We start from the raw sequence: 19059 nt of genomic DNA, 5'->3' as shown, positions 1-19059 counted from the left end.
CCCCTTATCCCAGCGTGGGGTCGAATTCGACCCCACGCATCCGGAGGCGGCGTCGCATCGACTCCGCCTCCATTCTCAGCCAACCGTCCGGACTGGTGATGGTGTCGGCGAGGTTCAGCCGGCTCTCCCAGAGCATGCGCATCGTGTCCAGATCCACGTTGATGCCGTCATACCGGTCGATCACATGGTTGATGTGCCGGTGAGACATGCGACGCGCCTTCGCGGACAGACGGACGTCCCACCCGCCGCCGGTCCACCGGTAGACGCGCTTGAGCATGGGGATCGGCTCGTCCTTCATGCTCAGGACGCGGGTCTTGCGCGGGTTCAACGTCAGGCCAAGCAGGGTCGCGCGCCTGCCGTATTCCTCGACCACCCTCCCCGCCTGCCCGCGGGTCTCCACGAAGCAGTACGCATCGTCCATGTAGCGTCCGTACAATCCCTGCCCGCACGCCCAATGGTCCAGCGGGTCCGCGTACAGGATGGCGAGCGTCTGGCTCGTCTGATTGCCCAGGCCAAGACCCTCCTCCTGGCAGGCGAACAATCGCAGGACCGCGAGGATACGCTCGCAATCCGCCCTCTCCCCGTCGGTGCGGCACAGGCTCCGGTACAGGCCGGCGGCCATGTCGAATGCGCGCTTGGAGTCGATGGAGTGGAAGTAGTCGGAGAAGTCGAACACGCACGCCCACGGGTCGTCCCACCGGCTCAACGCCCGGTTCAGGTCGCGTTGGAAGCGGTCGCGCATGAACGACGTGCCCCGTCCCTTCAGGCTCGCCGCGTTCCGGTCAATGAGCCGGTAAGACACCATGGGAACGAGGCTGTTGTCGCACAGGGCGCGCTGCACAATCCTATCCTGGAATCGCACCGCGCTGATCCGCCTCATCTTGCCGCGCTCGTTGATCGTGAACCTCGACGGCCGGGCGGGCCTGTACGAGCCGTCCGCAAGCCTGTCGGCCAATGCCGCGCATATGAGCATCGCGTTCCTGTCCACGTTGATGACGCTCGCCTTCCAGCCGACCCCCCTGCGGCATTCGCGCTCGGCTGCGAACAGGCTCATGGGGGAGAACACCTTGTCGAAGTCAAGGCAGGCATACAGTTTCCCGTACCGTCTTTGGTCGCGCGGCTCCCGGCGGCGCTGCCGGCGGCGCGCCCTCTGGCTGCGGTTCATGTCAAGGTCCCTTCTTCGAGGAGGTAAGGGGAAGCGTCCCCGTGGAACGGTGGATTGGCCGTTCCATGTCCGGCAGGGTGCGAGGCACTGCTGGTGCGATGGCATGGCCCGGGATGCGGATCCACCCGCATCGGACGCCAGCCTCCATGGGGAGGCGGCGAGAGTCGCCATGCCCGCCGGCTCCGCGGGGACGCTTCGATTGTTTCGCGCCCCATGCGGGGCGCGCGGGCCCTTCCCCTTTCCCCCTGCTGACGCCGTTCGCCCGGAGGCTACTTGGCCGATGGTTCCCGGACCCCAAGGAGACCGGATGATGTAAGGCGGGGAAATCGGGCGCGACTCCGTATCGGTAGGTCGCATTGTTGTTGTTGCTGGGATCGCCGTTGGAGTTGACTCGCAGGAAATTGTTGGAGCTGTTCGGATTCAACGACCGCTCCCACGCATTCGTGTTGTTGGCTCCGGCGGGCTTCGCCCCGGAAGGGGCGGCCCAGAGAACGACAAGGGTTTTACGGAAGGGACCGCAAATCTGGTTCATGTCACTGGCAGCGCCAGGTCTGGGAGAGTGTTCGCGCCATGCTGCTTCGCCTGTTCCCTCCAATACTTGACCGCGTTCGTGAACACGCCGATGGACCGGCTGAGCTCGCGGGCAAGGCTTTCGAACCGGCCGGCGGGCACGGCCTCCCGGTACCTCACCTCCCCGTTCCCATCCTCGACTCCCTGCCTGGGCGGATCCTCCGCCCATTCGTCGAGGATGGAGGCCAGGGCCCGCACCTTGCCGAGACAGCGTTCCAGCAGGAGCAGCTTGCGGTCGTATTCAACCGGCAGGCTCGGATAGATCGCCGCCGCTTCGGAAGCATCCACGAGCAGGTCATATGTGATGCGGCTCACCCACTGGGTCTCCACGCGCTCGCGCGAACGCGGGAATCTGCGCAGCAGACGTTGCACGTCGCGTCTGATGCGCAGGGATCTGGCCACATACTCGGTGGATGCCTCCTTGCGTTTGCTCAGAGGAACGCTCATGGATCATCTCCTTGCGGAAGGGCGAGGGCGGGGACAAGCCCCGCCCTTCCAGGGGTTAGAGGGAAAAGGCGGGCGCGACTCCGTACCGGCCGGTCGCAATGTTGCTGCTGCTGGGATCGCCGTTGGAGGAGACTCGCCGGAAATAGCCGGAGCTGTACGGATACAACGACCGCTCCCACGCACTCGTGTTGTTGGCTCCGGCGGGCTTCGCCCCGGAAGGGGCGGCCCAGAGACTGTTGATGGCGGTGTTGCCGCTGTAATTGTTGGTCACGCGGCCGTCGTAGAACCCGTATTGGAAGCCCTCCTGGGACAGGGATTGGAAACCGTTCGCGTCCTTCCATCCGTCGTACAGGGTCTTCACGTATTCGCGGTAGGAGACGAGCCAGAGCCTATCGCCGGTGCCGGTTGAGACGGCGCGTTTCGAGTTTCCGACGGTGTTGTTCGTCTCTTTGACGACCGGCTCCACCGTGTCCCTCAGGTCGGCGGGCATGCTCTTCCAGATCTCCCCGGAGTTCATGTTCCTGCGCAGGGCGCTGTCCCTCCAGCCGCCCTTGTTGGTGTCCGAGCCGGAGCATCGGGTCGTGGAGTCGTCGTCCGGCATGACGCCGTTCATGCAGTAGGCGCGCGGCAGGGAGTTGTAGGTCTGGAAGGTCAGGCCCGCCTTGCCGGTCCCGTCGGCCTTGTCGTCATGGAGGATGCCGATCAGGCGGACCGGCATATCGACCTGCTTGCCGTTGTCGGCGATGGCGGTGCTCGTGACTTTCAGCGTTCCGCGGGTGTCCTCGTCCATCGCGGACTTCATCTCGCCGTAGTATTGCGAGTTCTCGCCGTTGGCGCTCAAATCCTCGGCGATGGTCTTCAATCCCTTGGCCGAGTATCCGGCGTAGCAGAAGCCAGATGACCCGCATGTCTCGGGTGTGGCTGCGTTCGCCATGGAAACGCCCATGCCCGCCGCCAGCAGCATGGTCGCGGAGACGGAGGCGATCCCGATCTTCAGATGCTTGGAGAACCGCAATGGGGTGATGGTTTTCGGCTTGTTCATGCGGTCCGTCTATGCGGCCGTCTAGAACAGCGTGTCCTGCGATTCCGTGGCGTCGACTGTCGGCCTGGGCGCGCGTCGTCCGTCCGTCCACCGGGCCTGCATGAGCCACGTGTCGCCTTGTTTGAGGATGCGCGCGTCGAACAGTTTGCCTTCGAAGCCGCGCCTCGTGCCGCTCCTGATCTTCCACGCGGCCTTCCATGCGGCGTTTCTGGTGGGGCTGGAGTGGATGGTGTGCCAGCCGGGGTTGGCGCGCAGCCATGCGGCGAGCCGGGGACCGTTCATCTTCCCCGACGGCTCCCGCTCCTCGACGAGGACCGTGACGTCCCGGTCGAGCCTTGCCTTGCGCAGGCGCGCCAGCCACCTGTCACGGGTGTCCTCGTCTGGGAACGACAGGTGAACGGTGCAGGCCATGGGTTCGAGTCTAACCGGACGCATGGGCGATGGGCATGAAGCCCATGATGCTCGAACTGTTCGCCGGCCACCATTCGATGAGCCGGGCCTTCGCAAACCATGGTTACGAGACCAGGACCGTCGACTGGGATCCCGTGTTCCAGGTCGACCTGCACGCCGACATCGGCACGCTCACGATCCGGGACGTCCTCGACCTGTGCGACGGGCGATATCCGGACGTGATCTGGGCGTCCCCCGACTGCACCACGTTCAGCGTCGCCGCCATCGGCCACCACAGGCGCCTCGACCCCGCGACCGGCCTATTGTTGCCGAAGACCGGATACGCGGCCGACTGCGACCGGATCGACGCGCACGTCATCCAGCTGATGCGAGGCCTGCACCCCTGCTACTGGTTCGTCGAGAACCCGATGGGCGGCATGCGCCGCGCCCGATTCCTCCAGGGCCTGCCCCATGTGACCACCACCTACTGCCAGTGGGGCGACACGCGGCGCAAACCCACCGACATCTGGACCAACCATCCATGGCTCCTCCGGCACGGGCTCCCATGCTGCCATAACGGCGACCCCTGCCACGAGGCGGCGCCCCGCGGCTCCAGGACCGGCACACAGGGGTTGAACGGACACAGGGACAGGTCGCGCATCCCCGGGGCGTTGTGCGAGCGGATAGCGGGCCTGTGCGACCCATTGCCCGACGGGCGGCCGCCACTGCTCCTGGATTCGCGACGCATAGCCGTCGTCAACACGTTGTTCTAAAACGAAAGGACCGAAAACATGGAAGACCGATTCGACGACGACCCGTGGGCGCGCCCGCTCCCCAGACAGGACGATGCGGTCCGGCCGGTCGACTGGTCGGACCCGGAGGACGTGACGCTCACCCGGTACATCGTCTCGGAGGCGATGGGCGAGCACGTGTCCCGCCTCGTCGAATCCGCGGCGGAAGGCCTGTGCCCGACGGGCGACGCGCACGACATGCCGCTCGCGCTCCTGCTCGCCGCGGAAAGCCTCGCCGACACGGCCCGCCAATGCGCGTTGGAACACCGGGCCATCGCCCTGACCGGCCTGGCCGCGCCCACCGACCACGCGGAACGCATCCTCACGACGCCCCATCCCAGGGAAGAGGCTCCCATGCCAGTGCCCGGCCTGGCGGAGGCGATCACGCTGGCCCATGGACACGAGGGACGGGAATGCCGCCTGCCCGACGGCGTGGGCGGCGAGATCACGGTCCACGGGACGCCCGGGGACGGGGGAGTGGACGTCGACTACACGCCATGGTGGCGGCGCACACCCGAATGGGAACGATCGTTCGACGGCAAGGAATAATCCCAGGCCGTTTCGAACAGGGGGCGGACTCTTCGGAGCCCGCCCCCTGCCTTTCGTCAACCCACCGTATCCCTCCGGACCGTGCACGCGGGCACGGCGAGCGCGCACGCGAGTGGCAGCAGGTAGCGTTCCTGGAAGCCTGGGACGGGCTCCACCTGGCCCGCATGCAGGGTCCAGGTCAGTTGGAGGACGAGCAGGACGAGCGTCAGGCTCGCGAGGATGGGCACGCCGGTCCATATGACGGTCCGGACCGGGATTCCATTGCCCACGGCGTGGGCGAGCAGAAGCAGCACGGCGAGCGTGACCGGCATCATCACGCCCGAGAACGGGACCGTCAGCATGATCTGGACCATGTTGCCGAGGTTCGATATGAGCGCGTGCACGGGGTGGGCGAGCATGCCCGCCAGGTTCGAGCCTTTGCTCGCATGGTCGCGGATGAGCGTGTCCTGCCAGCCAAGCATCCACACGCCCTGCGACAGGCAGCCGACAAGCCCCGATCCGGCGGACAGCAGCCATTGCGGCCGGCGGAACGACCCCTTGGGCGCCGCTAACGGCAGGAATGCGAGCGGCAGGTACGCGACCTTCAGGCTTGGCAGCAACAGGAGGCAGAAGGCCATCCCCCCTGTCAATGCCCATGACGCCTTCCCCCGCGCGCACGCGCGCCCGGTCAGACAGGCGAACAGCATGCATATGCCCAGGGTGGGCGCGTCCGCCGACAGGCTGCTCGCAAGGAACATGCCCACGGGGCTTGCGGCCAGCAGGACCATGGGCCAGCGTGCGCACGGCAGGATGAGGATCGCGATGCCGGCCAGAAGCAGGTAGGCGGTCAGGTTCGCCACGCGCCCCAGGGTCAGGCACGTCCAGTCGTCCGCGCCCGTGAGCATGCCGAGTTTGATGCCCGTGGCCTGCGGCAGGTAGGCGAGGGGCGAGTATTGGGTGGAGCGCGCCGACATCGGCTCCAGGCGCGCGTGCCGGCTCAACGTCTTCCACTGGTCCGCGTATTTGCCGCTCCGGTCATGGGGTCCGTCCGCCAATAGGCTGGACACGGTGCCGTTCTCCATGATCTCGTGGTCGTCCATCCAGGAGGGCAGGCGGAGCGTCTGCCGTTTGTGCGGGTTGCCCGCCGCATCCACGCCGGTCTCGACCCTGGTGAACGACTGGCCGGATGCGAGCGACCAGGCGCTGGATGCGTGCATGTCCGGGTCAGGCATGGACAGGGGGCCGAACGAGCCGATGAACACGAGCCCCTGGAGGAGCGCCGCGAGAAGGAACGCGAGCACGGGCGGGAGGACATGGAGTCGCGTCCTCACTCGGCGCGCCCCCTCGCGCGGCGCGGCCTCCTGGTCTGCCGGTCCAGGATCGAATACCGGGCGAGGGGGATGGGCGCCGCCACCAGTCCCAGGATGAGCAGCGTCAGGGTCATCATCACGCCCTGTGTGTGGTCGAACAGGCTTGCGAGGAACAGCATGGTCCCCGTGTATGCGCACATGATGCCAAGGAGCGTGGGCCACGCCCATCCGGGCACGCTTCGCGGCATGCCTTTCCTGCCGTGCCGGTTCACCGCCGGTCCCGTCTCAACCCGTAGGCGATTATCGAACCGTCCCTGGTCCGGTCGAACACCTCGTGCCCATGCCTGGAGTCCTCGATGACCTTCATCAAAGCCATGGGAGCCTCCATCACGTCGAGGACCGGCCGATCGTGCGCCAGCGCCCACTTCTGGTAGATGACGGTCATGCACACCGGGTGCAGGGTGGACAGTTCCCACGACTGATGCTCGCTCGCGTGCTCGCGCACGAACCTGGCGGCCTCGTCGACGAGCGCGTCCAGGCTATCGTTCCCCGTCTTCGACACGCTTCCCCTCCTTCTTTCTCTCCCTGGGATGTTGTCTCAACGCGTTCCGCAGATTCCACAGGATGAGCCCCACGCCCGTGAGCATGATGACCGTCATCTGGCTGAGCGCGTCCCCGTACAGCATGAGCCGCCACAGGACCGTCAGCCACGGGCATGCGAGCAGGAACAGGGCGAGGCCGAGCAATCGCCCCCATATCGTCTTGCCGCGCGCGGACTTGAACCAGGCCTTCACTCTCCGCACGAGACCATCCCCCTGTAATGGGAGGCGAGCCTGAGGCTGTCCTCGAGGCAATGCATGCACCGGTGGTCCGTGGTCTTCGCGGGACGCGCCTCCCACAACCGTGGGCTCCACATGCGAGCAGCCTCGTCGAGGGCGCTCACGTCGAGGCTCCGATGGTCCGCATGCCCCAACAGTCCGGGCATCCACCGGTCGAGGAACCCGCGGTCGAAGCGGACCGTGCTGCCCGCCGGCAGGATGCGCGCGTCGGGAAACCCGTCTTCGAGCATGTGCATCCAGGAGCCGGCCTCCACGGCCGCCTCCCGGAGCGTCGGCGTCGACGGGTGGGCGCATTCGGCGAGCAGTCCGTTCGGCCCGTGCATGCGTTGGATGAACGCGTCCGGCTCCCCGGTCCACCGGATGGCCGTGTGGAACGGGGGCACGAGGTCCTTGAGGTCCCCGCCGGTGGCGCGCATGCCCACCTCCAACAGTTGGTCGCATTGCGGGTCGAGGCCCGTGGTCTCCACGTCCACCCACAGGAGGACCGTCTCATTCGAATCGTTTCCCATGCCGGTGGATATGCGTCCACCCGAGGGGCGACGCATGCCCACCGGCATGACAGGACAAGATTTCATCCTCGACGAGAAGGCCCGGGAGGCGTTGAAGGCCATCCAGGCGCCCCGCCAGATAACCTTCCTCAACGGGAGGGCGGGAAGCGGCAAAAGCACCCTCATCAAACACTGGCTGGACACGGCGCGCAGGGACGGCCGCCGATTGAACGTGCTCACCGTCGCCCCCACCGGCATCGCCGCCCTGAACGTCAACGGCGTCACCCTGCACAAGTTCATGCATTTGAAGCCCGGCGACCAGATGGACAGGGCGCGGGAGAACGGGCGCAGGTGGGGCAGGGAGGGAGCCGCCTCCATCCTCGACGCGCTCGTCGTCGACGAGGCGAGCATGGTGCGCGCCGACCTCATGGACTGCCTCGACGCGTATTTGAAGGCCGCGCGCAGAAGCGACGACCCATTCGGCGGGCTGAAGCTCGTCCTGTGCGGGGACGTGGCCCAACTGCCCCCGGTCGTCACCCGGCAGGACGCGCCCGCCTTCCACGACATGTGGCCCGGCCCATGGTTTTTCCACGCGCACGCGTTCGACCCGATCCTCAAAGGGCGGGCGACGGTCGGATTCAAGGGCGTGGAACTGGATGCGAACCACAGGCAGACCGACCCCGTGTTCCTCAAGGCGTTGGACGAGATCCGATGGGGGAGGGCGGGGGAAACGACCCTGGGATTGCTCGCCCGGCATGTGAGCCGCGACTGGGACCGGGACCATGCGATGGTCCTGGCGGCCACGAACCGGCGGGCCGACGACATCAACCGGATGATGCTCGACTCGATCCACGCGCCCGCCATGCGCTTCCACGCCACGTCGAAAGGCGAATGGGACAAAAGCCTGCGCCCCGCCCCCGAACACCTGGAACTGAAGGAAGGCATGCGCGTCATGCTGTTGAGCAACGACAAGGAAGGCATGTGGGCCAACGGCAGCATGGGCACCCTCCTCGGCTTCGAGGACGGCAAGCCCCTCGTGCTCATCGACCCCGAGGAGGAGGACGGGGTCGGGCCGGTCGTGCTCGTCACCGAACACACGTGGGAGGTGACCCGCAGCAAGGTCGAGGAACAGTGGGACGAGGAGAAGGAAAAGAAGGTCAAAAAGCTCGTCACCACCACCGTCGGCTCCTACACGCAGCTGCCCCTGACCCCCGGCTGGGCCATCACCATCCACAAAAGCCAGGGCAAGACCTTCAACCGGCTCCACCTCGAACTGCCCGACAGGCCCCTGTTCGCCGACGGACAGGCCTACGTCGCGTTGAGCCGAGCCACCAGCCTCCAGGGACTCACCCTCAGCCGCCCCCTGACCCGCATGGACGTGCGCGCCGACCCCTGGGCCCTCGGCTTCCACCAACGCATGCAAAACGGGTTCCCGCAGCCCGCATTGCAGGAAAGCCTCTTCGACTAGCCCCGGGGAGGGACGCATATGATTTGTAAAGGAGCGTGGACCAAGGTGGGAGAAGGAGGATGCCATGGATGCGGGCGAAAACGACGCGATGAGGAGCCTGCTCGAGGCTGCCGAGGATACGGAATTGTATGACGTCTTCTCGGACACTTGCACGCACTGGCAGGCGGTGCTGTTCGCCAGACGCACCCCGGAGGCCGACATGGAGTGGAAGCGGGTCGAACAGGTCCGACGCTCGACCAAGCCAGGGGACCGGTCCCGGGTCATCTCATGGATTCTAGAATGGGACAGGCGCATCAAGGATGCCGAGAATACACACTGACGAACTGGAACGCATATGGTCGCGGGACATCAAGGACCGTGTCTTCGACAAGGCGCGGCCCGAGGAACATCCGCGGACCATCGTTCTCGGCGCGCAACCGGGCGCGGGCAAGACCGCCAGCCGGACCAATTTCCTTGACGAGACGTTCTCCGACGGACAGGTGACGGTGTTGGACGCGGATGCGCTGCGACAATTCCACCCGGATTATCTCCGGCTCATGCGCGATAATCCCCAGAGGATGTCGTCGGCGACGGCCCACGCCGCCTCCTTCTGGCGAGACAAGGCCGTGACGGAAGCCAACCTCCGGGGATATTCGATTCTGGTGGAGACCGCGTTCAAGCATTCCGAACGAGCCCTGTCCTATGCCCGGCAGGCCCATGGGGCTGGCCGCGGCACGGTCCTCGTCGTCATCGCCACGCCGCCCTCCGTGTCCCGTGCCGCGATCGTCAGAAGATACGCCTTGGAGGCGGCCCAGGGGAGAGGCAGGTGGGTGGCTCCCCTCGACCATGACATGATTGCCGCGAACCTTTCGGGCACTCTGTCGGACATCGCGGCCGCGGGACTCTTCGACGGATTCTGCACCATGTCCAGAAACGGAAGGCTCCTGTACGAGGGGCCGGATGCCAGTGGGTTCCTCTCCTCGTGGAGAAACGAATTCGAACGTCCTCTGACCGAGCGGGAGCGCGAGTACATCCACGTCGCCGAAGGCATCATGCGACGGTTCCTCGGTTCGGCGATACCCGCCGACGAAGAATCGGAGAGGACCATGCGGAACCTTTCCATCACCAGCATCCCGGGGAACGCTGATCGGCATTGGGTGAGCGACCATGTGCGCAACGGATACCCCGTGGCCGGGCATTGGGCGTGGAATCCCGGCAAAGCCCCGCATTGAGTTAATGATGGTTCCATGCCTGCCGTTGACGCATACGGGCGGGCATGGAACCCATTCTCATCGGAAGCCTGTTCTCCGGATACGGCGGCCTCACCCAGGGCGTCGCGCGCGCGTTGGGCGGAAACACGCGGACCATGTTCGTCTCGGACATCGAACCCGGGCCATGCGCCCTCCTCGCCCATCACGAGTCGCAGGCACCCAACATCGGAGACATCACCCAGGTCGACCCCGACGGCCTGCCCGACGTGGACGTGGTCGAAGGCGGAAGCCCCTGCTTCCCCACGGGCACGCCCGTGCTCACCGGAGACGGATTCAAACCCATCGAACAAGTCCAGGTGGGCGATCTGGTGCTCACCCACCTGGGCCGTTGGGAGCCCGTGCTCAAGACCGGCAGCCGGATCGCGGACACGATCATTCTCAAAGGGGAGGGCGCCCCGCCCATCGAATGCACCCCGAACCATCCGTTCTACTCCGCCAAGACCAGACGGCGGGCCGTCGACTCAGGCGAATGGGTCGAAGCCATCGCCATGAGGGGCCGGAAGTGGCTCGTCATGGAAGACGTCCCCCATTGGGAGCCGGTGCTCGACATACTCCCCGGCCGGTCGAACGTCCGGGTCCACAACCTCGAGGTCGCCGAAGACAACTCGTACACAGCATGCGGGATAGCCGTCCACAACTGCCAGAGCATGAGCTTGGCCGGCCTTCGCGCCGGCATGCGCGAGGGCACGAGGAGCGGCCTATGGTCATACCAGCGTGACCTGATCGCCGTGAAACGGCCCGCGCTCGCCATATGGGAGAATGTGGCCGGCAGTCTGACCGCGAGGGCGTCCAGCCGCATGGACGTGGAGCGCGCCGACCAACGTGCGAAGATTCTGGAACAGGCGGGGTTGTGCGCATGCGACCAACCCATGTTCGAAGCCATGCCCGGGTTCGAGCCCCCGACCGACGAGGCGACCCGCGTGGACGACAAATACCTGGAATGGGCGGCGAAGCAGGACATCGACGCCAGCGGCCTGACATGCGACAGGTGCGGACTACGCGTCTACGAGGACACTCCCACAGGATTGAAATCCGGCGGCGCGAGGCTCGACGGCCTGCTCGCCCAGCCGACCATCCGCGCCCTCGGCCGCGTGCTCGGCGACCTCGCGAACCTCGGATACGACGCCGTGTGGCGGATCGTGGAGGCCTCGCAGGTGGGCGCGCCCCACCACCGGCAGCGCGTGTTCGTGACCGCATGGCCGCGCGACCCGAAGACTGTGGGAAGGGAATCCGACGATCCGACGTTGAACGGGTTGGCCGCATTGCCGCCCATATGCCCGAAGAGCCCGCCGTGGGCCGTATGGGACGAGAATCTGGACGTGTGGACGCTGCCCGACCCGGACCTGTTCGGAGAACCCAGCGTGTTCATGGACGGCTGGCCGAAACAGGGCGTCATGGCCGACGGGAAGGCCCATGGGATTCCATCCGCATTGGAGGCATTGTGACCACCGTCCTGCTGCCCACCCCCCAGGCGTCCGACGGCCTGTTCGAACAAGGCCCCATGTGCTCGGGACGGAGCGTCGCCGAAAGCACGTTCCTCGCCACCAGGGTGCTCGTCCTGCCCCTGCCGGGCAGGATGGACGAATCGGAGGAGGCGCGCCGCGACCAACGGCAGAAGGAGAAGAAAACCCGTATGAAAGAGCATCGACTATTGCCCACGCCCACGAGCCGGGACGGCAAGGGCGCGAACCAGCAACACACGGACAGCTGCCTGCCCGTCGCCGTCGAGCATTACCTGCCCACCCCGGTCAGCCGGGACGGCGGGAAGGGCGGGGCCGTCGACCCGGACCGCAAGAAGGCGTCGGGCCACGCCGTCACCCTCCAGGACGTGACGGAGAAAACTGGTCTCGCGGACGCGTGGGGCGACTATGGGCCCGCCATCCACCGGTGGGAGCAGGCGCTCGACCGGCCCTCCCCCTGCCCCACGCAGGCGTCAGGCAGCCTGTTGAAGGCGCTGCGCCGGCTGTCCGCGGAGAACTTCCGCAACGACTGGCTGAGGGAACACGTGCCCGGATGGACCGAGGGGGACCGGATCGACGAAACCCTATGGGGGCGGGTGCCCGGGGACAATGGATCGGGCGACCTGGTCATCCCCGCCACGAGCCTGCCGTCGGAGCGCATCCTCCGTTTCTGGCTGCGCGGCGTGAAGCGCAAACCGAACCTCACCTGCCTGAGCCCCATGTTCGTCGAATGGATGATGGGCCTCGACCCGGGCACGGTCACCGACCCCAGGGCATGGGAGCACGTGGACCTGAACCATCGGAACCTCCAGTTGCGCGCGCTCGGCAACGGGGTCGTGCCCCAACAGGCGGCCGCCGCCATCCAATGGGCGCTCGCAGTGCGCAGGACGCTGGCCTGACGGCATCCGTCGCATAGGGGACGTCCGGACACGGAAGGAAAGGAACCGGCCATGGTCATGGACAAAAACGGACGACTGCACGAACCCCAGGGCATCCCCACCGGAGGCCAATACGCGAGCGGAGGCTCGGGTCACGGCATCACCAGCGACCTGCCCGCCCCGCCCACGGCGGACGACGTCCGCCGTGACCTGGTCGACATGCTGGACGTGCTCGACGGAACCACGGAGCCGTCGGACGAAACCGCCGCCCGACTCGCCTCCCGCCTGGCGGAAGGCAATGGCATGCGCGACGCGCTTCTCCTGTCCGCATGCGCCCCGTATGCGGACCGCGGCATGCTGGAGAGGATCGCCCAAGGCGAGCCGACCGACGACGACAAGTACGAACAGCACGAGTCGATCATGTCCGCCCACGAGCACGGGGTGTCCGGCGGCAGGCCGCGCCGCATGCTCGCCCTCCTCGACAAGGTCAACGACATGGAGGGCGGCAGCGCGAACGGGGAGGCGGCCGCCGCCTGGCTCCACTGGATGCGCAGGGACAAGGAGGATGCGAAGCGGCACGCCGAACGCGCCCTCAGGCTCGACCCGCATAACAGCCTCGCCGGGATCGCGCTCAGAGGCTCGAACCTATTGAAGTGACGATCCCCGCGCACGACGGCGGGCATCCGGCCAATGGAAGACGGATGCCCGCCATTGTTTTTCGGGGACGCATGCAAGAGGCGACAAGGAAACCCCGATCCAAGACAGGAGTCCCCATCATGGCCACCGCAACCCTCGCCCCGATGTTCACCGTCGAGTCCGCGCTCGCCGACTCGCTCAAGGTGTTGGACGGCGAGACCGAATCGTCCGGCCTGCTGTCGGCCGGCTTGGCGCGTCTGCTGGACGGGGAACATTTGGGTTTGCGTGACGCGCTTCTGCTGGCGGTGTGCGAGCCGTCCGCGGACCGCGCCCTGCTGGATCGTCTCGCCGTCGGCTCGTCGGACCGGGTGGACTCGCAGGCCGTCCATTACGCGCTGTCGGCCGTGTGGGACAAGGGGTTCCCGGACCTGCCGCGCGTGGACCGGTTGTTCGCCCTGCTGTCGGACGTGCTGTCGGCGGACGAGTCGTGTGTGCAGGCGCCCGCGATGATGGGTTGGATCGAGATGATGCGCCACGACGTGGATGCCACCGACCGTCATGCGCGCAAAGCCTTGATGCTTGACGACTCATGCTCGCTCGCCGCCCTCACGCACACGGCAGCCCTGTTCCGACTGGGCGTCGAGGACTGAAAGGGGAAACGGTCATGGATGGATTGCCTTCGAGCATACGAACGAAGATCAAACGCATCGACCATGCGCTCGGCCAGCCGCACGACTGGCGGACCGTATCCGACGACGACGAGGGACATGTGCGCGTGCGCGCCTTCATCGAGGGACGCTACGTCAAGCTCATCTTCCACAACGGCACGCTGCGAGCCATCAAATCAAACGGCAGCCCCGTGGACGCGTACCGTCGCACGCCCGCATGGATCGCCGAATGGATCCTCGCACAGGAGCCCCGCTTCCATGCCCCACGGGGCGAGTGAATCAACCTAAGCTCGAAAAACGAAAGGAACAAGCATCATGTCCTATTGGTTCATCCCCACCGAAACCACGCTCAATATCCGCGACCCCCAGGGGAACGAATGGGAATACGAAATGAGCATGAACGACCGCATCCACCTCGCCGCCAACCTGCTCAAAGCCATGCCCGCATGGGCGAAGCGTCGTGTGGGCGAGATGGTCGAGGAGGCGTGAGCATGGAAACGGATGGCAAGCCATCGTTGATGGTGGTCTACGCGGCGAACGACTATGTCCGTTCGCTCAGCGGTTACGAGTACGAGGATTACGATTCCGCCGACATCGAGGACGCATACATTGCAGGGTATGAAGCAGCCATGTCTGATATGCGTAAAGGAGTCGACCAGTGAACGGCATCATGGGGGCAAGACTGCCATACGGCGCGACATGGTTCGGCGGCTTCGAAGGATTCAAGGACGAAAGAGTGCCGGAGCATCTCATCGTCGCCATGGACATGCTCAGCCACGAGGACGCGAGGTTCTGGGCGATGACCGACTCAAGCACCCCGTACCGCCACATCGACGTCCAACGGCTCGCCGACCATTTCCACGGCCCCTACACCGCCGGACAGATCCGCGACGCGATGCGCGAAACCATCAAGGACTATCCGCTTTGCGAAGACGAGGAGCGCCGGCACTACGAGGAACTCGAACGCAGGCTCACGCAGGCGGAGACCCAACGTTGGGAGCCGGAACCCGCGAACAAGTTCGATTTCGACGACAACACGATCTTCGTGACCGACGAGAACGGCGGACGACACGAACACGGGATAGGCACGGAGGAGCGCATCCGCCTCACGGCCAGCCTGATCAAGGCCCTGCCCGAATGGGCGGAGAAACGAGTCGAAATGATGACCGGAGCAAGATTGACGCACCCCTATGGTCGGATGGAAAACCATTGAAAGGAACAAGAGCATGACCGTCAAACTGATTGTCCGCGCAACCCGCGCAGACGGATGCCTCGACTGCGAAGCCAATTGGGACGACCGCACGGAGGAGGACACTGTCAAGGAGAACACGGAGGGCATCGCCCTGCTCTCGTCCTCCGCAGACAGGGCAGTCGAACGGCTCGCCGAATGGGATCCCTCCGTCAATTGGATCCGCATGCTGCGCGACGAGGGCGTGCTCGGCGAAACCATCCCCGACGGTTTCCTGGCCCGTGTCCCCGTGGAGGATGCTTCGGAGCAGGGCATGTCGTTCGACGAATGGCTCGTCCGCCACCCCGACCACAAATGGGTCGTGCGCTACCACGTGGGCGACCCCTATGACGGGCTGGCCGAGTTCCGCGACATGGACATGTCCGAGGACCAGTGGCTCGACTTCGCGGCCACGGTCATCGGCCGGCGCCGGGACGAACTGGTCATCGCCGACAACACGCTGCTCCGTCTGCTGGCCCGCGCGGAAAAACTCTCCGACGGGCAGCGGGAGCGAGCCTATGATCTGCTTGCGCCGTGGCTGTTCGACGACCCCGAGCCCCGATCCCACGCCCTGTCCCCGTGGATGCCCGACGAGCACGGGTACTGGCATACGGCATGCCATGGGTTGAGGGCGGTCGCCCGCAACCTCGACACGGGCTGGCCCCGCCTCGTGTCCGTCCACCGCACGTTCGACGACCTGCTGCCCCTGCCGGAGGGCTTCGAACAGGTCCACGGCTGGGATCAGAGGCACTCCGACCAACGTAGGCTCAAAGAGATGGCCCACGAATACGGGTGGCTCGCCGTCAGCCCGGGCGCCGGACGTGAGAAAACGAACGAGCTGAACCGCATCGACCCGGACGTCAACTGGCCGCGCATCCTCGACCACACCAGCCTGTTCGAAAGCGGCGACGGACGGCGCACGATCCTCGCAAGCCCCTACCTGGCCGGCGTGGATGTCGACGAGGCCGTGGAGGCGCTGCGCAAACGGTTCCCCGACGCGACCGTCGAAGCTCGCCGCGACTCCTGGTATTACCCGGGCCGCACCGTCGACTTGCTGATCACGCTCAACGACAAGCGGGAACAGAACGGGAGGAACGAGTGACCATGCACGAGCCACAGCCGAACCCGATGCGAGACCAGCTCACGGAGGACCTTGCCAAGCATTTGTGGTGGAGCCGCGAGCCACACGAGCCCGGCGAAGAGAACGACACGGAGGCACGCGACAAGGCGTGGGCGGAGAAAACCAACGGCGGCGCGTTCAACCGGATCGGCGTGCAAAGCCTGCGTCGGCAGGCGCGCGACATCCTCGACTTCATCGACGGATGGCAGGCCGACCACTCCGAGTACAGGAAGTGGATCAACGAGCGGATGATCGAAGACTCCGGGGCGGGTCCCGATCCGGAGATGACCGAGCGGTTGGCCCGCATCCTATGGTGGCGGCGCAAGGCCGACAGTCCCGACGAACTCCTCGACACCGCGGGCCGCAACTATATCTGGGAACAGACGATCAAACGCGGCGGCAGCGGGCTGGCGGAGATACAGACGTTGCGAAAGCTGGCGAGAGCCATCGTCGGGATCATCGAAGGCCCCCGGTGGACGTTCGAGGACGATCAAGGACAAGTCGAGGACACCTCCGACAAGCCCGCTGACGCGATCACCGAACCGATGGTGGAGCGCGCGGCATTCGCGCTCCTCAAGACCCGCACCACCGGCCCCGAAGCGGACGGGTTCGCCCGCTGCCAGTGGGATGACAATCCGGGGAACATCCGCGACGTGTTCATACACGAGGCCCGGGTCATGCTCGAGGCCGCGTTGGGAGGCGAAGCATGATACGGACCGAGACCGTGATCCGCATGTTCATCGAATGCGACGCGTTCCACTGCGGCATGACCCTGGACATCCCCGATGACATCGACAATCCGGAGCAGGCCGTCGAATGGGCCTGCAGGCACAAGGGGTGGCGGGTCGGCGTCAAGGGCGTGCAACGCGGCAGGACCTATTGCCCCGCGTGCGCAAGGCCGGACGACGCCACGCGAATCGAATGAAGGAGGACCATCATGGAAAACGATGACGTCATCGACAGGGCGGCCGAGGAAAGGTTCGCCTACACGGACCCGTTGCTGCAGGACATCGCCGTGAGCGGGTTCCGCGAGGGAGTCGCATGGCAGCGGCAACAGCCCGTCGAAATCACCGAACAGATGATCGACGAGGCGGAGAAGTGGATCGCCTCCGGCCTCCTCGAACTGGCGGACAACAGGACCATCGCGCGCGTCGTCCTCGAACAAACGCTCGGAGGCAAACGGTGAACCAATACGAGAAGCAGGAGATCAAGGAGACCATCCGCAAGGACATCCTCGACAAGGCCGCGTGGCCATTGCTCGGCGGCGGAACCCGCACCGGCACGGTCGTCGTCCTTACCGACTCGAAGGGCTTCGAGTACGTCGTCACCTGCGATCCGACATGGATCGGATACGGGCATGTGCATCTCGAACTGCACACCATGGAGAGGACGTTCCAACATCCTGTCTCCGCCGATTCCACCGACCCCGTGGCAGAGGCCAGGGCGTGGCTGACAGGACTGCTCACAGGACTTGGCGCCACGGACAGGGAGATCCTGGACGAACGGCCGTGGCCCGCGCACACGGGCCACGGTTCCTGACGCATCCCCTACGTTGATAAACGTGAGCCGACGCGAAGGGAGCCAAGTCAGGTGAAGGACCTCATATACGGGATGCTGCGCGACACCGGCGCGGGCATGTTCACGCTCGGCGCCATGACCATCCTCATGGCAGGAATCGGACTGGGCATGGGCCTGCATGCGATCGTGACCCGAGAACGGCTCGCCAACACCAACGATAGGAATGCCCGGCGCATCCTGGGGCTCATCCTCGCACGCGACTGGCTGACCGCCATCGCCGTGGCCCTCATCGCTGTCGGCGTGGGACTCATCCTGCTCCGCCTGCCGCACACGACATGGCCCCTCATCCCCGCCGCAATGCTGCTGCTCGCTGCCGGAATCCTTTGGCTCGTCGTCCGACTGCTCACGCCATCGGATTGGGCGGAGACCATCGACAGGCTCGACGGAGGGAAGGAGAAAAACCAATGAATGACATCAACGGATACTTCAGGACATTGGCCAGCCGCGAACGCGATCGTTTCCTGAAGGCGGCCGCGCCATGGTCGAAGCTCGGACGCTTCGACCATGCATGCCATCCCATGGTTCCGTTCCCGGATTGGCGTGATTCGCTGCCGGAGACGGCACGGACGCATGCATCCGGATGTTCTTTCCGCACAAGGTTTGGAGGAAACCGATGAACGACGACAACCATCAGATTGAACTCGCCGACGGGCTTGTGTTGGACCGGCGCTGGCGCCGTGTCCTCGACGGGAACGGCGAACCCATGCCGAGCATGGACAAGGATTTCCTGTTCACGCTCGACTGGCATCGCAACGGCATGCTGCCCTCGTTCTCCACGTCGGACGGCTTGCTCGTCTGCCTGCCCGAGGACCGTGACGGCACGCGGTTCATCGTCACCGACATGGGTCCGCGCGGCGATGCCCCGTGGACGCCGCACCTGTACCTGAGCGCCAAGGAGCCGGCCACCTTCTGGGCGGACGATCTGCGCCACACCCCGATGCTCGTCCTCGCCGGCGACTGGGTGGTCAGCCGGCACGAGGAGCAGGCGGTGTGGGCCATGGCCCCGTGCGGGCCTAGCCAACGTATCCTGTGGGCCAACCCCGGGATGCAGGGCGACATGGAAGACACGGACTTGTTCCGTCTGCTCGGTTACAGCGAGGAATGGCTGCGGGACCCGGATATGAGGCCCGTGAGAAAGCCTTTCCCATGGGCCTGACGGAACACCCTCCGGTCGGCCTCGCCGCCGGACGGGCCTCTTTCCGA

29 protein-coding genes are annotated in these 19059 nt (G+C 65.7%); 20 read left to right on the top strand and 9 right to left on the bottom strand.

The window, feature by feature from the left end; all coding sequences use genetic code 11:
• Positions 1–4 precede the first annotated feature (4 nt).
• The 4 genes from AC1AUD_RS05425 to AC1AUD_RS05410 form a co-directional block, all read right to left on the bottom strand.
• On the bottom strand, positions 5–1165 hold the full coding sequence (locus AC1AUD_RS05425) for a reverse transcriptase domain-containing protein (protein ID WP_476572838.1): 1161 nt from the start codon (positions 1163–1165) through the stop codon (positions 5–7).
• Positions 1166–1693: 528 nt separating this feature from the next.
• Positions 1694–2182, bottom strand: coding sequence for a hypothetical protein (locus tag AC1AUD_RS05420; RefSeq protein WP_476572836.1), 489 nt, complete (start codon positions 2180–2182; stop codon positions 1694–1696).
• A 55-nt stretch (positions 2183–2237) separates the two neighbouring features.
• The gene (locus tag AC1AUD_RS05415) at positions 2238–3224 is read right to left on the bottom strand and encodes a DUF6273 domain-containing protein (protein ID WP_476572835.1); all 987 of its coding nucleotides are present in this window, start codon (positions 3222–3224) and stop codon (positions 2238–2240) included.
• A gap of 21 nt (positions 3225–3245) precedes the next feature.
• Positions 3246–3635 carry a hypothetical protein gene (locus AC1AUD_RS05410; protein WP_476572833.1) on the bottom strand — a complete coding sequence of 130 codons (390 nt, stop codon included), beginning with the start codon at positions 3633–3635 and terminating at the stop codon, positions 3246–3248.
• Positions 3636–3679: 44 nt separating this feature from the next.
• Here AC1AUD_RS05410 and AC1AUD_RS05405 point away from each other — a divergent pair, with 44 nt between their 5' ends.
• On the top strand, positions 3680–4387 hold the full coding sequence (locus tag AC1AUD_RS05405) for a DNA cytosine methyltransferase (protein ID WP_476572831.1): 708 nt from the start codon (positions 3680–3682) through the stop codon (positions 4385–4387).
• Positions 4388–4405: 18 nt separating this feature from the next.
• The gene (locus AC1AUD_RS05400; RefSeq protein WP_476572829.1) at positions 4406–4954 is read left to right on the top strand and encodes a hypothetical protein; all 549 of its coding nucleotides are present in this window, start codon (positions 4406–4408) and stop codon (positions 4952–4954) included.
• Positions 4955–5010: 56 nt separating this feature from the next.
• On the opposite strand, the gene AC1AUD_RS05395 is transcribed toward AC1AUD_RS05400, so the two are convergent.
• From AC1AUD_RS05395 to AC1AUD_RS05375, 5 genes are all read right to left on the bottom strand, one after another.
• Positions 5011–6234: a DUF2142 domain-containing protein gene (locus AC1AUD_RS05395; protein ID WP_476572828.1), complete on the bottom strand. Its 1224-nt coding sequence runs from the start codon at positions 6232–6234 to the stop codon at positions 5011–5013.
• Between the two features lie 26 nt (positions 6235–6260).
• Positions 6261–6422: a hypothetical protein gene (locus AC1AUD_RS05390; protein ID WP_476572826.1), complete on the bottom strand. Its 162-nt coding sequence runs from the start codon at positions 6420–6422 to the stop codon at positions 6261–6263.
• An 89-nt stretch (positions 6423–6511) separates the two neighbouring features.
• A complete protein-coding gene (locus AC1AUD_RS05385; RefSeq protein WP_476572824.1) occupies positions 6512–6805 on the bottom strand; it encodes a hypothetical protein in 294 nt (97 codons plus the stop codon).
• Positions 6783–7046: a hypothetical protein gene (locus AC1AUD_RS05380; protein WP_476572822.1), complete on the bottom strand. Its 264-nt coding sequence runs from the start codon at positions 7044–7046 to the stop codon at positions 6783–6785. The genes AC1AUD_RS05385 and AC1AUD_RS05380 overlap by 23 nt, the downstream gene beginning before the upstream one ends.
• Positions 7034–7591, bottom strand: a complete 558-nt coding sequence (locus AC1AUD_RS05375) for an exonuclease domain-containing protein (RefSeq protein WP_476572820.1) — start codon at positions 7589–7591, stop codon at positions 7034–7036. The genes AC1AUD_RS05380 and AC1AUD_RS05375 overlap by 13 nt, the downstream gene beginning before the upstream one ends.
• Before the next feature lie 46 nt (positions 7592–7637).
• On the opposite strand from AC1AUD_RS05375, the gene AC1AUD_RS05370 reads away from it, so the two are divergent.
• The 18 genes from AC1AUD_RS05370 to AC1AUD_RS05285 all read left to right on the top strand — a co-directional run bounded on the left by AC1AUD_RS05370 (position 7638) and on the right by AC1AUD_RS05285 (position 19012).
• Positions 7638–9038, top strand: coding sequence for an ATP-dependent DNA helicase (locus AC1AUD_RS05370; RefSeq protein ID WP_476572818.1), 1401 nt, complete (start codon positions 7638–7640; stop codon positions 9036–9038).
• A 64-nt stretch (positions 9039–9102) separates the two neighbouring features.
• Positions 9103–9357: a hypothetical protein gene (locus AC1AUD_RS05365; protein WP_476572816.1), complete on the top strand. Its 255-nt coding sequence runs from the start codon at positions 9103–9105 to the stop codon at positions 9355–9357.
• Positions 9338–10249, top strand: a complete 912-nt coding sequence (locus AC1AUD_RS05360) for a zeta toxin family protein (RefSeq protein WP_476572814.1) — start codon at positions 9338–9340, stop codon at positions 10247–10249. Before AC1AUD_RS05365 ends, AC1AUD_RS05360 begins: the two co-directional genes overlap by 20 nt.
• 44 nt (positions 10250–10293) lie before the next feature.
• Entirely contained in the window at positions 10294–11733 is a 1440-nt protein-coding gene (locus AC1AUD_RS05355; protein ID WP_476572812.1) for a Hint domain-containing protein, read from the top strand.
• Positions 11730–12647, top strand: coding sequence for a hypothetical protein (locus AC1AUD_RS05350; RefSeq protein WP_476572810.1), 918 nt, complete (start codon positions 11730–11732; stop codon positions 12645–12647). The genes AC1AUD_RS05355 and AC1AUD_RS05350 overlap by 4 nt, the downstream gene beginning before the upstream one ends.
• Before the next feature lie 51 nt (positions 12648–12698).
• Positions 12699–13283 (top strand): hypothetical protein, encoded by a 585-nt coding sequence (locus AC1AUD_RS05345; RefSeq protein WP_476572808.1) that lies wholly within the window; start codon positions 12699–12701, stop codon positions 13281–13283.
• Positions 13284–13402: 119 nt separating this feature from the next.
• Positions 13403–13912 (top strand): hypothetical protein, encoded by a 510-nt coding sequence (locus tag AC1AUD_RS05340; RefSeq protein ID WP_476572806.1) that lies wholly within the window; start codon positions 13403–13405, stop codon positions 13910–13912.
• A 14-nt stretch (positions 13913–13926) separates the two neighbouring features.
• The gene (locus tag AC1AUD_RS05335) at positions 13927–14208 is read left to right on the top strand and encodes a hypothetical protein (RefSeq protein ID WP_476572804.1); all 282 of its coding nucleotides are present in this window, start codon (positions 13927–13929) and stop codon (positions 14206–14208) included.
• Positions 14209–14245: 37 nt separating this feature from the next.
• Positions 14246–14419 carry a hypothetical protein gene (locus AC1AUD_RS05330; RefSeq protein ID WP_476572802.1) on the top strand — a complete coding sequence of 58 codons (174 nt, stop codon included), beginning with the start codon at positions 14246–14248 and terminating at the stop codon, positions 14417–14419.
• Positions 14416–14592, top strand: a complete 177-nt coding sequence (locus AC1AUD_RS05325; protein ID WP_476572800.1) for a hypothetical protein — start codon at positions 14416–14418, stop codon at positions 14590–14592. The genes AC1AUD_RS05330 and AC1AUD_RS05325 overlap by 4 nt, the downstream gene beginning before the upstream one ends.
• Positions 14589–15143, top strand: a complete 555-nt coding sequence (locus AC1AUD_RS05320; protein ID WP_476572798.1) for a hypothetical protein — start codon at positions 14589–14591, stop codon at positions 15141–15143. Before AC1AUD_RS05325 ends, AC1AUD_RS05320 begins: the two co-directional genes overlap by 4 nt.
• Positions 15144–15156: 13 nt before the next feature.
• Positions 15157–16260: a hypothetical protein gene (locus AC1AUD_RS05315; RefSeq protein ID WP_476572796.1), complete on the top strand. Its 1104-nt coding sequence runs from the start codon at positions 15157–15159 to the stop codon at positions 16258–16260.
• 2 nt (positions 16261–16262) lie between these two features.
• On the top strand, positions 16263–16988 hold the full coding sequence (locus tag AC1AUD_RS05310; protein WP_476572794.1) for a hypothetical protein: 726 nt from the start codon (positions 16263–16265) through the stop codon (positions 16986–16988).
• Positions 16985–17203 carry a hypothetical protein gene (locus tag AC1AUD_RS05305; protein WP_476572792.1) on the top strand — a complete coding sequence of 73 codons (219 nt, stop codon included), beginning with the start codon at positions 16985–16987 and terminating at the stop codon, positions 17201–17203. Before AC1AUD_RS05310 ends, AC1AUD_RS05305 begins: the two co-directional genes overlap by 4 nt.
• Before the next feature lie 12 nt (positions 17204–17215).
• Complete coding sequence (locus AC1AUD_RS05300) at positions 17216–17464, top strand: hypothetical protein (RefSeq protein ID WP_476572790.1); 249 nt, start codon at positions 17216–17218, stop codon at positions 17462–17464.
• Positions 17461–17817 carry a hypothetical protein gene (locus AC1AUD_RS05295; RefSeq protein WP_476572788.1) on the top strand — a complete coding sequence of 119 codons (357 nt, stop codon included), beginning with the start codon at positions 17461–17463 and terminating at the stop codon, positions 17815–17817. The genes AC1AUD_RS05300 and AC1AUD_RS05295 overlap by 4 nt, the downstream gene beginning before the upstream one ends.
• A 51-nt stretch (positions 17818–17868) precedes the next feature.
• Positions 17869–18264: a hypothetical protein gene (locus AC1AUD_RS05290; protein ID WP_476572786.1), complete on the top strand. Its 396-nt coding sequence runs from the start codon at positions 17869–17871 to the stop codon at positions 18262–18264.
• Between the two features lie 205 nt (positions 18265–18469).
• Positions 18470–19012, top strand: coding sequence for a hypothetical protein (locus AC1AUD_RS05285; RefSeq protein WP_476572784.1), 543 nt, complete (start codon positions 18470–18472; stop codon positions 19010–19012).
• The last annotated feature ends 47 nt before the right edge of the window (positions 19013–19059 follow it).

The sequence above is a fragment of the Bifidobacterium sp. LH_730 genome (genome assembly GCF_056355835.1).
Note: the sequence above shows the minus strand (reverse complement) of the source record. Positions and strands in the feature narration are given on the sequence as shown.

Coding starts and splice junctions, on each gene's coding strand:
- AC1AUD_RS05330 (WP_476572802.1), top strand. CDS start 14,246: ATGTCCTATTGGTTCATCCCCACCGAAACCACGCTCAATATCCGCGAC.
- AC1AUD_RS05300 (WP_476572790.1), top strand. CDS start 17,216: ATGGAAAACGATGACGTCATCGACAGGGCGGCCGAGGAAAGGTTCGCC.
- AC1AUD_RS05335 (WP_476572804.1), top strand. CDS start 13,927: ATGGATGGATTGCCTTCGAGCATACGAACGAAGATCAAACGCATCGAC.
- AC1AUD_RS05360 (WP_476572814.1), top strand. CDS start 9,338: ATGCCGAGAATACACACTGACGAACTGGAACGCATATGGTCGCGGGAC.
- AC1AUD_RS05420 (WP_476572836.1), bottom strand. CDS start 2,182: ATGAGCGTTCCTCTGAGCAAACGCAAGGAGGCATCCACCGAGTATGTG.
- AC1AUD_RS05310 (WP_476572794.1), top strand. CDS start 16,263: ATGCACGAGCCACAGCCGAACCCGATGCGAGACCAGCTCACGGAGGAC.
- AC1AUD_RS05405 (WP_476572831.1), top strand. CDS start 3,680: ATGATGCTCGAACTGTTCGCCGGCCACCATTCGATGAGCCGGGCCTTC.
- AC1AUD_RS05340 (WP_476572806.1), top strand. CDS start 13,403: ATGGCCACCGCAACCCTCGCCCCGATGTTCACCGTCGAGTCCGCGCTC.
- AC1AUD_RS05345 (WP_476572808.1), top strand. CDS start 12,699: ATGGTCATGGACAAAAACGGACGACTGCACGAACCCCAGGGCATCCCC.
- AC1AUD_RS05425 (WP_476572838.1), bottom strand. CDS start 1,165: ATGAACCGCAGCCAGAGGGCGCGCCGCCGGCAGCGCCGCCGGGAGCCG.
- AC1AUD_RS05285 (WP_476572784.1), top strand. CDS start 18,470: ATGAACGACGACAACCATCAGATTGAACTCGCCGACGGGCTTGTGTTG.
- AC1AUD_RS05400 (WP_476572829.1), top strand. CDS start 4,406: ATGGAAGACCGATTCGACGACGACCCGTGGGCGCGCCCGCTCCCCAGA.
- AC1AUD_RS05410 (WP_476572833.1), bottom strand. CDS start 3,635: ATGGCCTGCACCGTTCACCTGTCGTTCCCAGACGAGGACACCCGTGAC.
- AC1AUD_RS05375 (WP_476572820.1), bottom strand. CDS start 7,591: ATGGGAAACGATTCGAATGAGACGGTCCTCCTGTGGGTGGACGTGGAG.
- AC1AUD_RS05415 (WP_476572835.1), bottom strand. CDS start 3,224: ATGAACAAGCCGAAAACCATCACCCCATTGCGGTTCTCCAAGCATCTG.
- AC1AUD_RS05370 (WP_476572818.1), top strand. CDS start 7,638: ATGACAGGACAAGATTTCATCCTCGACGAGAAGGCCCGGGAGGCGTTG.
- AC1AUD_RS05390 (WP_476572826.1), bottom strand. CDS start 6,422: ATGCTGTTCCTCGCAAGCCTGTTCGACCACACACAGGGCGTGATGATG.
- AC1AUD_RS05355 (WP_476572812.1), top strand. CDS start 10,294: ATGGAACCCATTCTCATCGGAAGCCTGTTCTCCGGATACGGCGGCCTC.
- AC1AUD_RS05365 (WP_476572816.1), top strand. CDS start 9,103: ATGGATGCGGGCGAAAACGACGCGATGAGGAGCCTGCTCGAGGCTGCC.
- AC1AUD_RS05315 (WP_476572796.1), top strand. CDS start 15,157: ATGACCGTCAAACTGATTGTCCGCGCAACCCGCGCAGACGGATGCCTC.
- AC1AUD_RS05305 (WP_476572792.1), top strand. CDS start 16,985: ATGATACGGACCGAGACCGTGATCCGCATGTTCATCGAATGCGACGCG.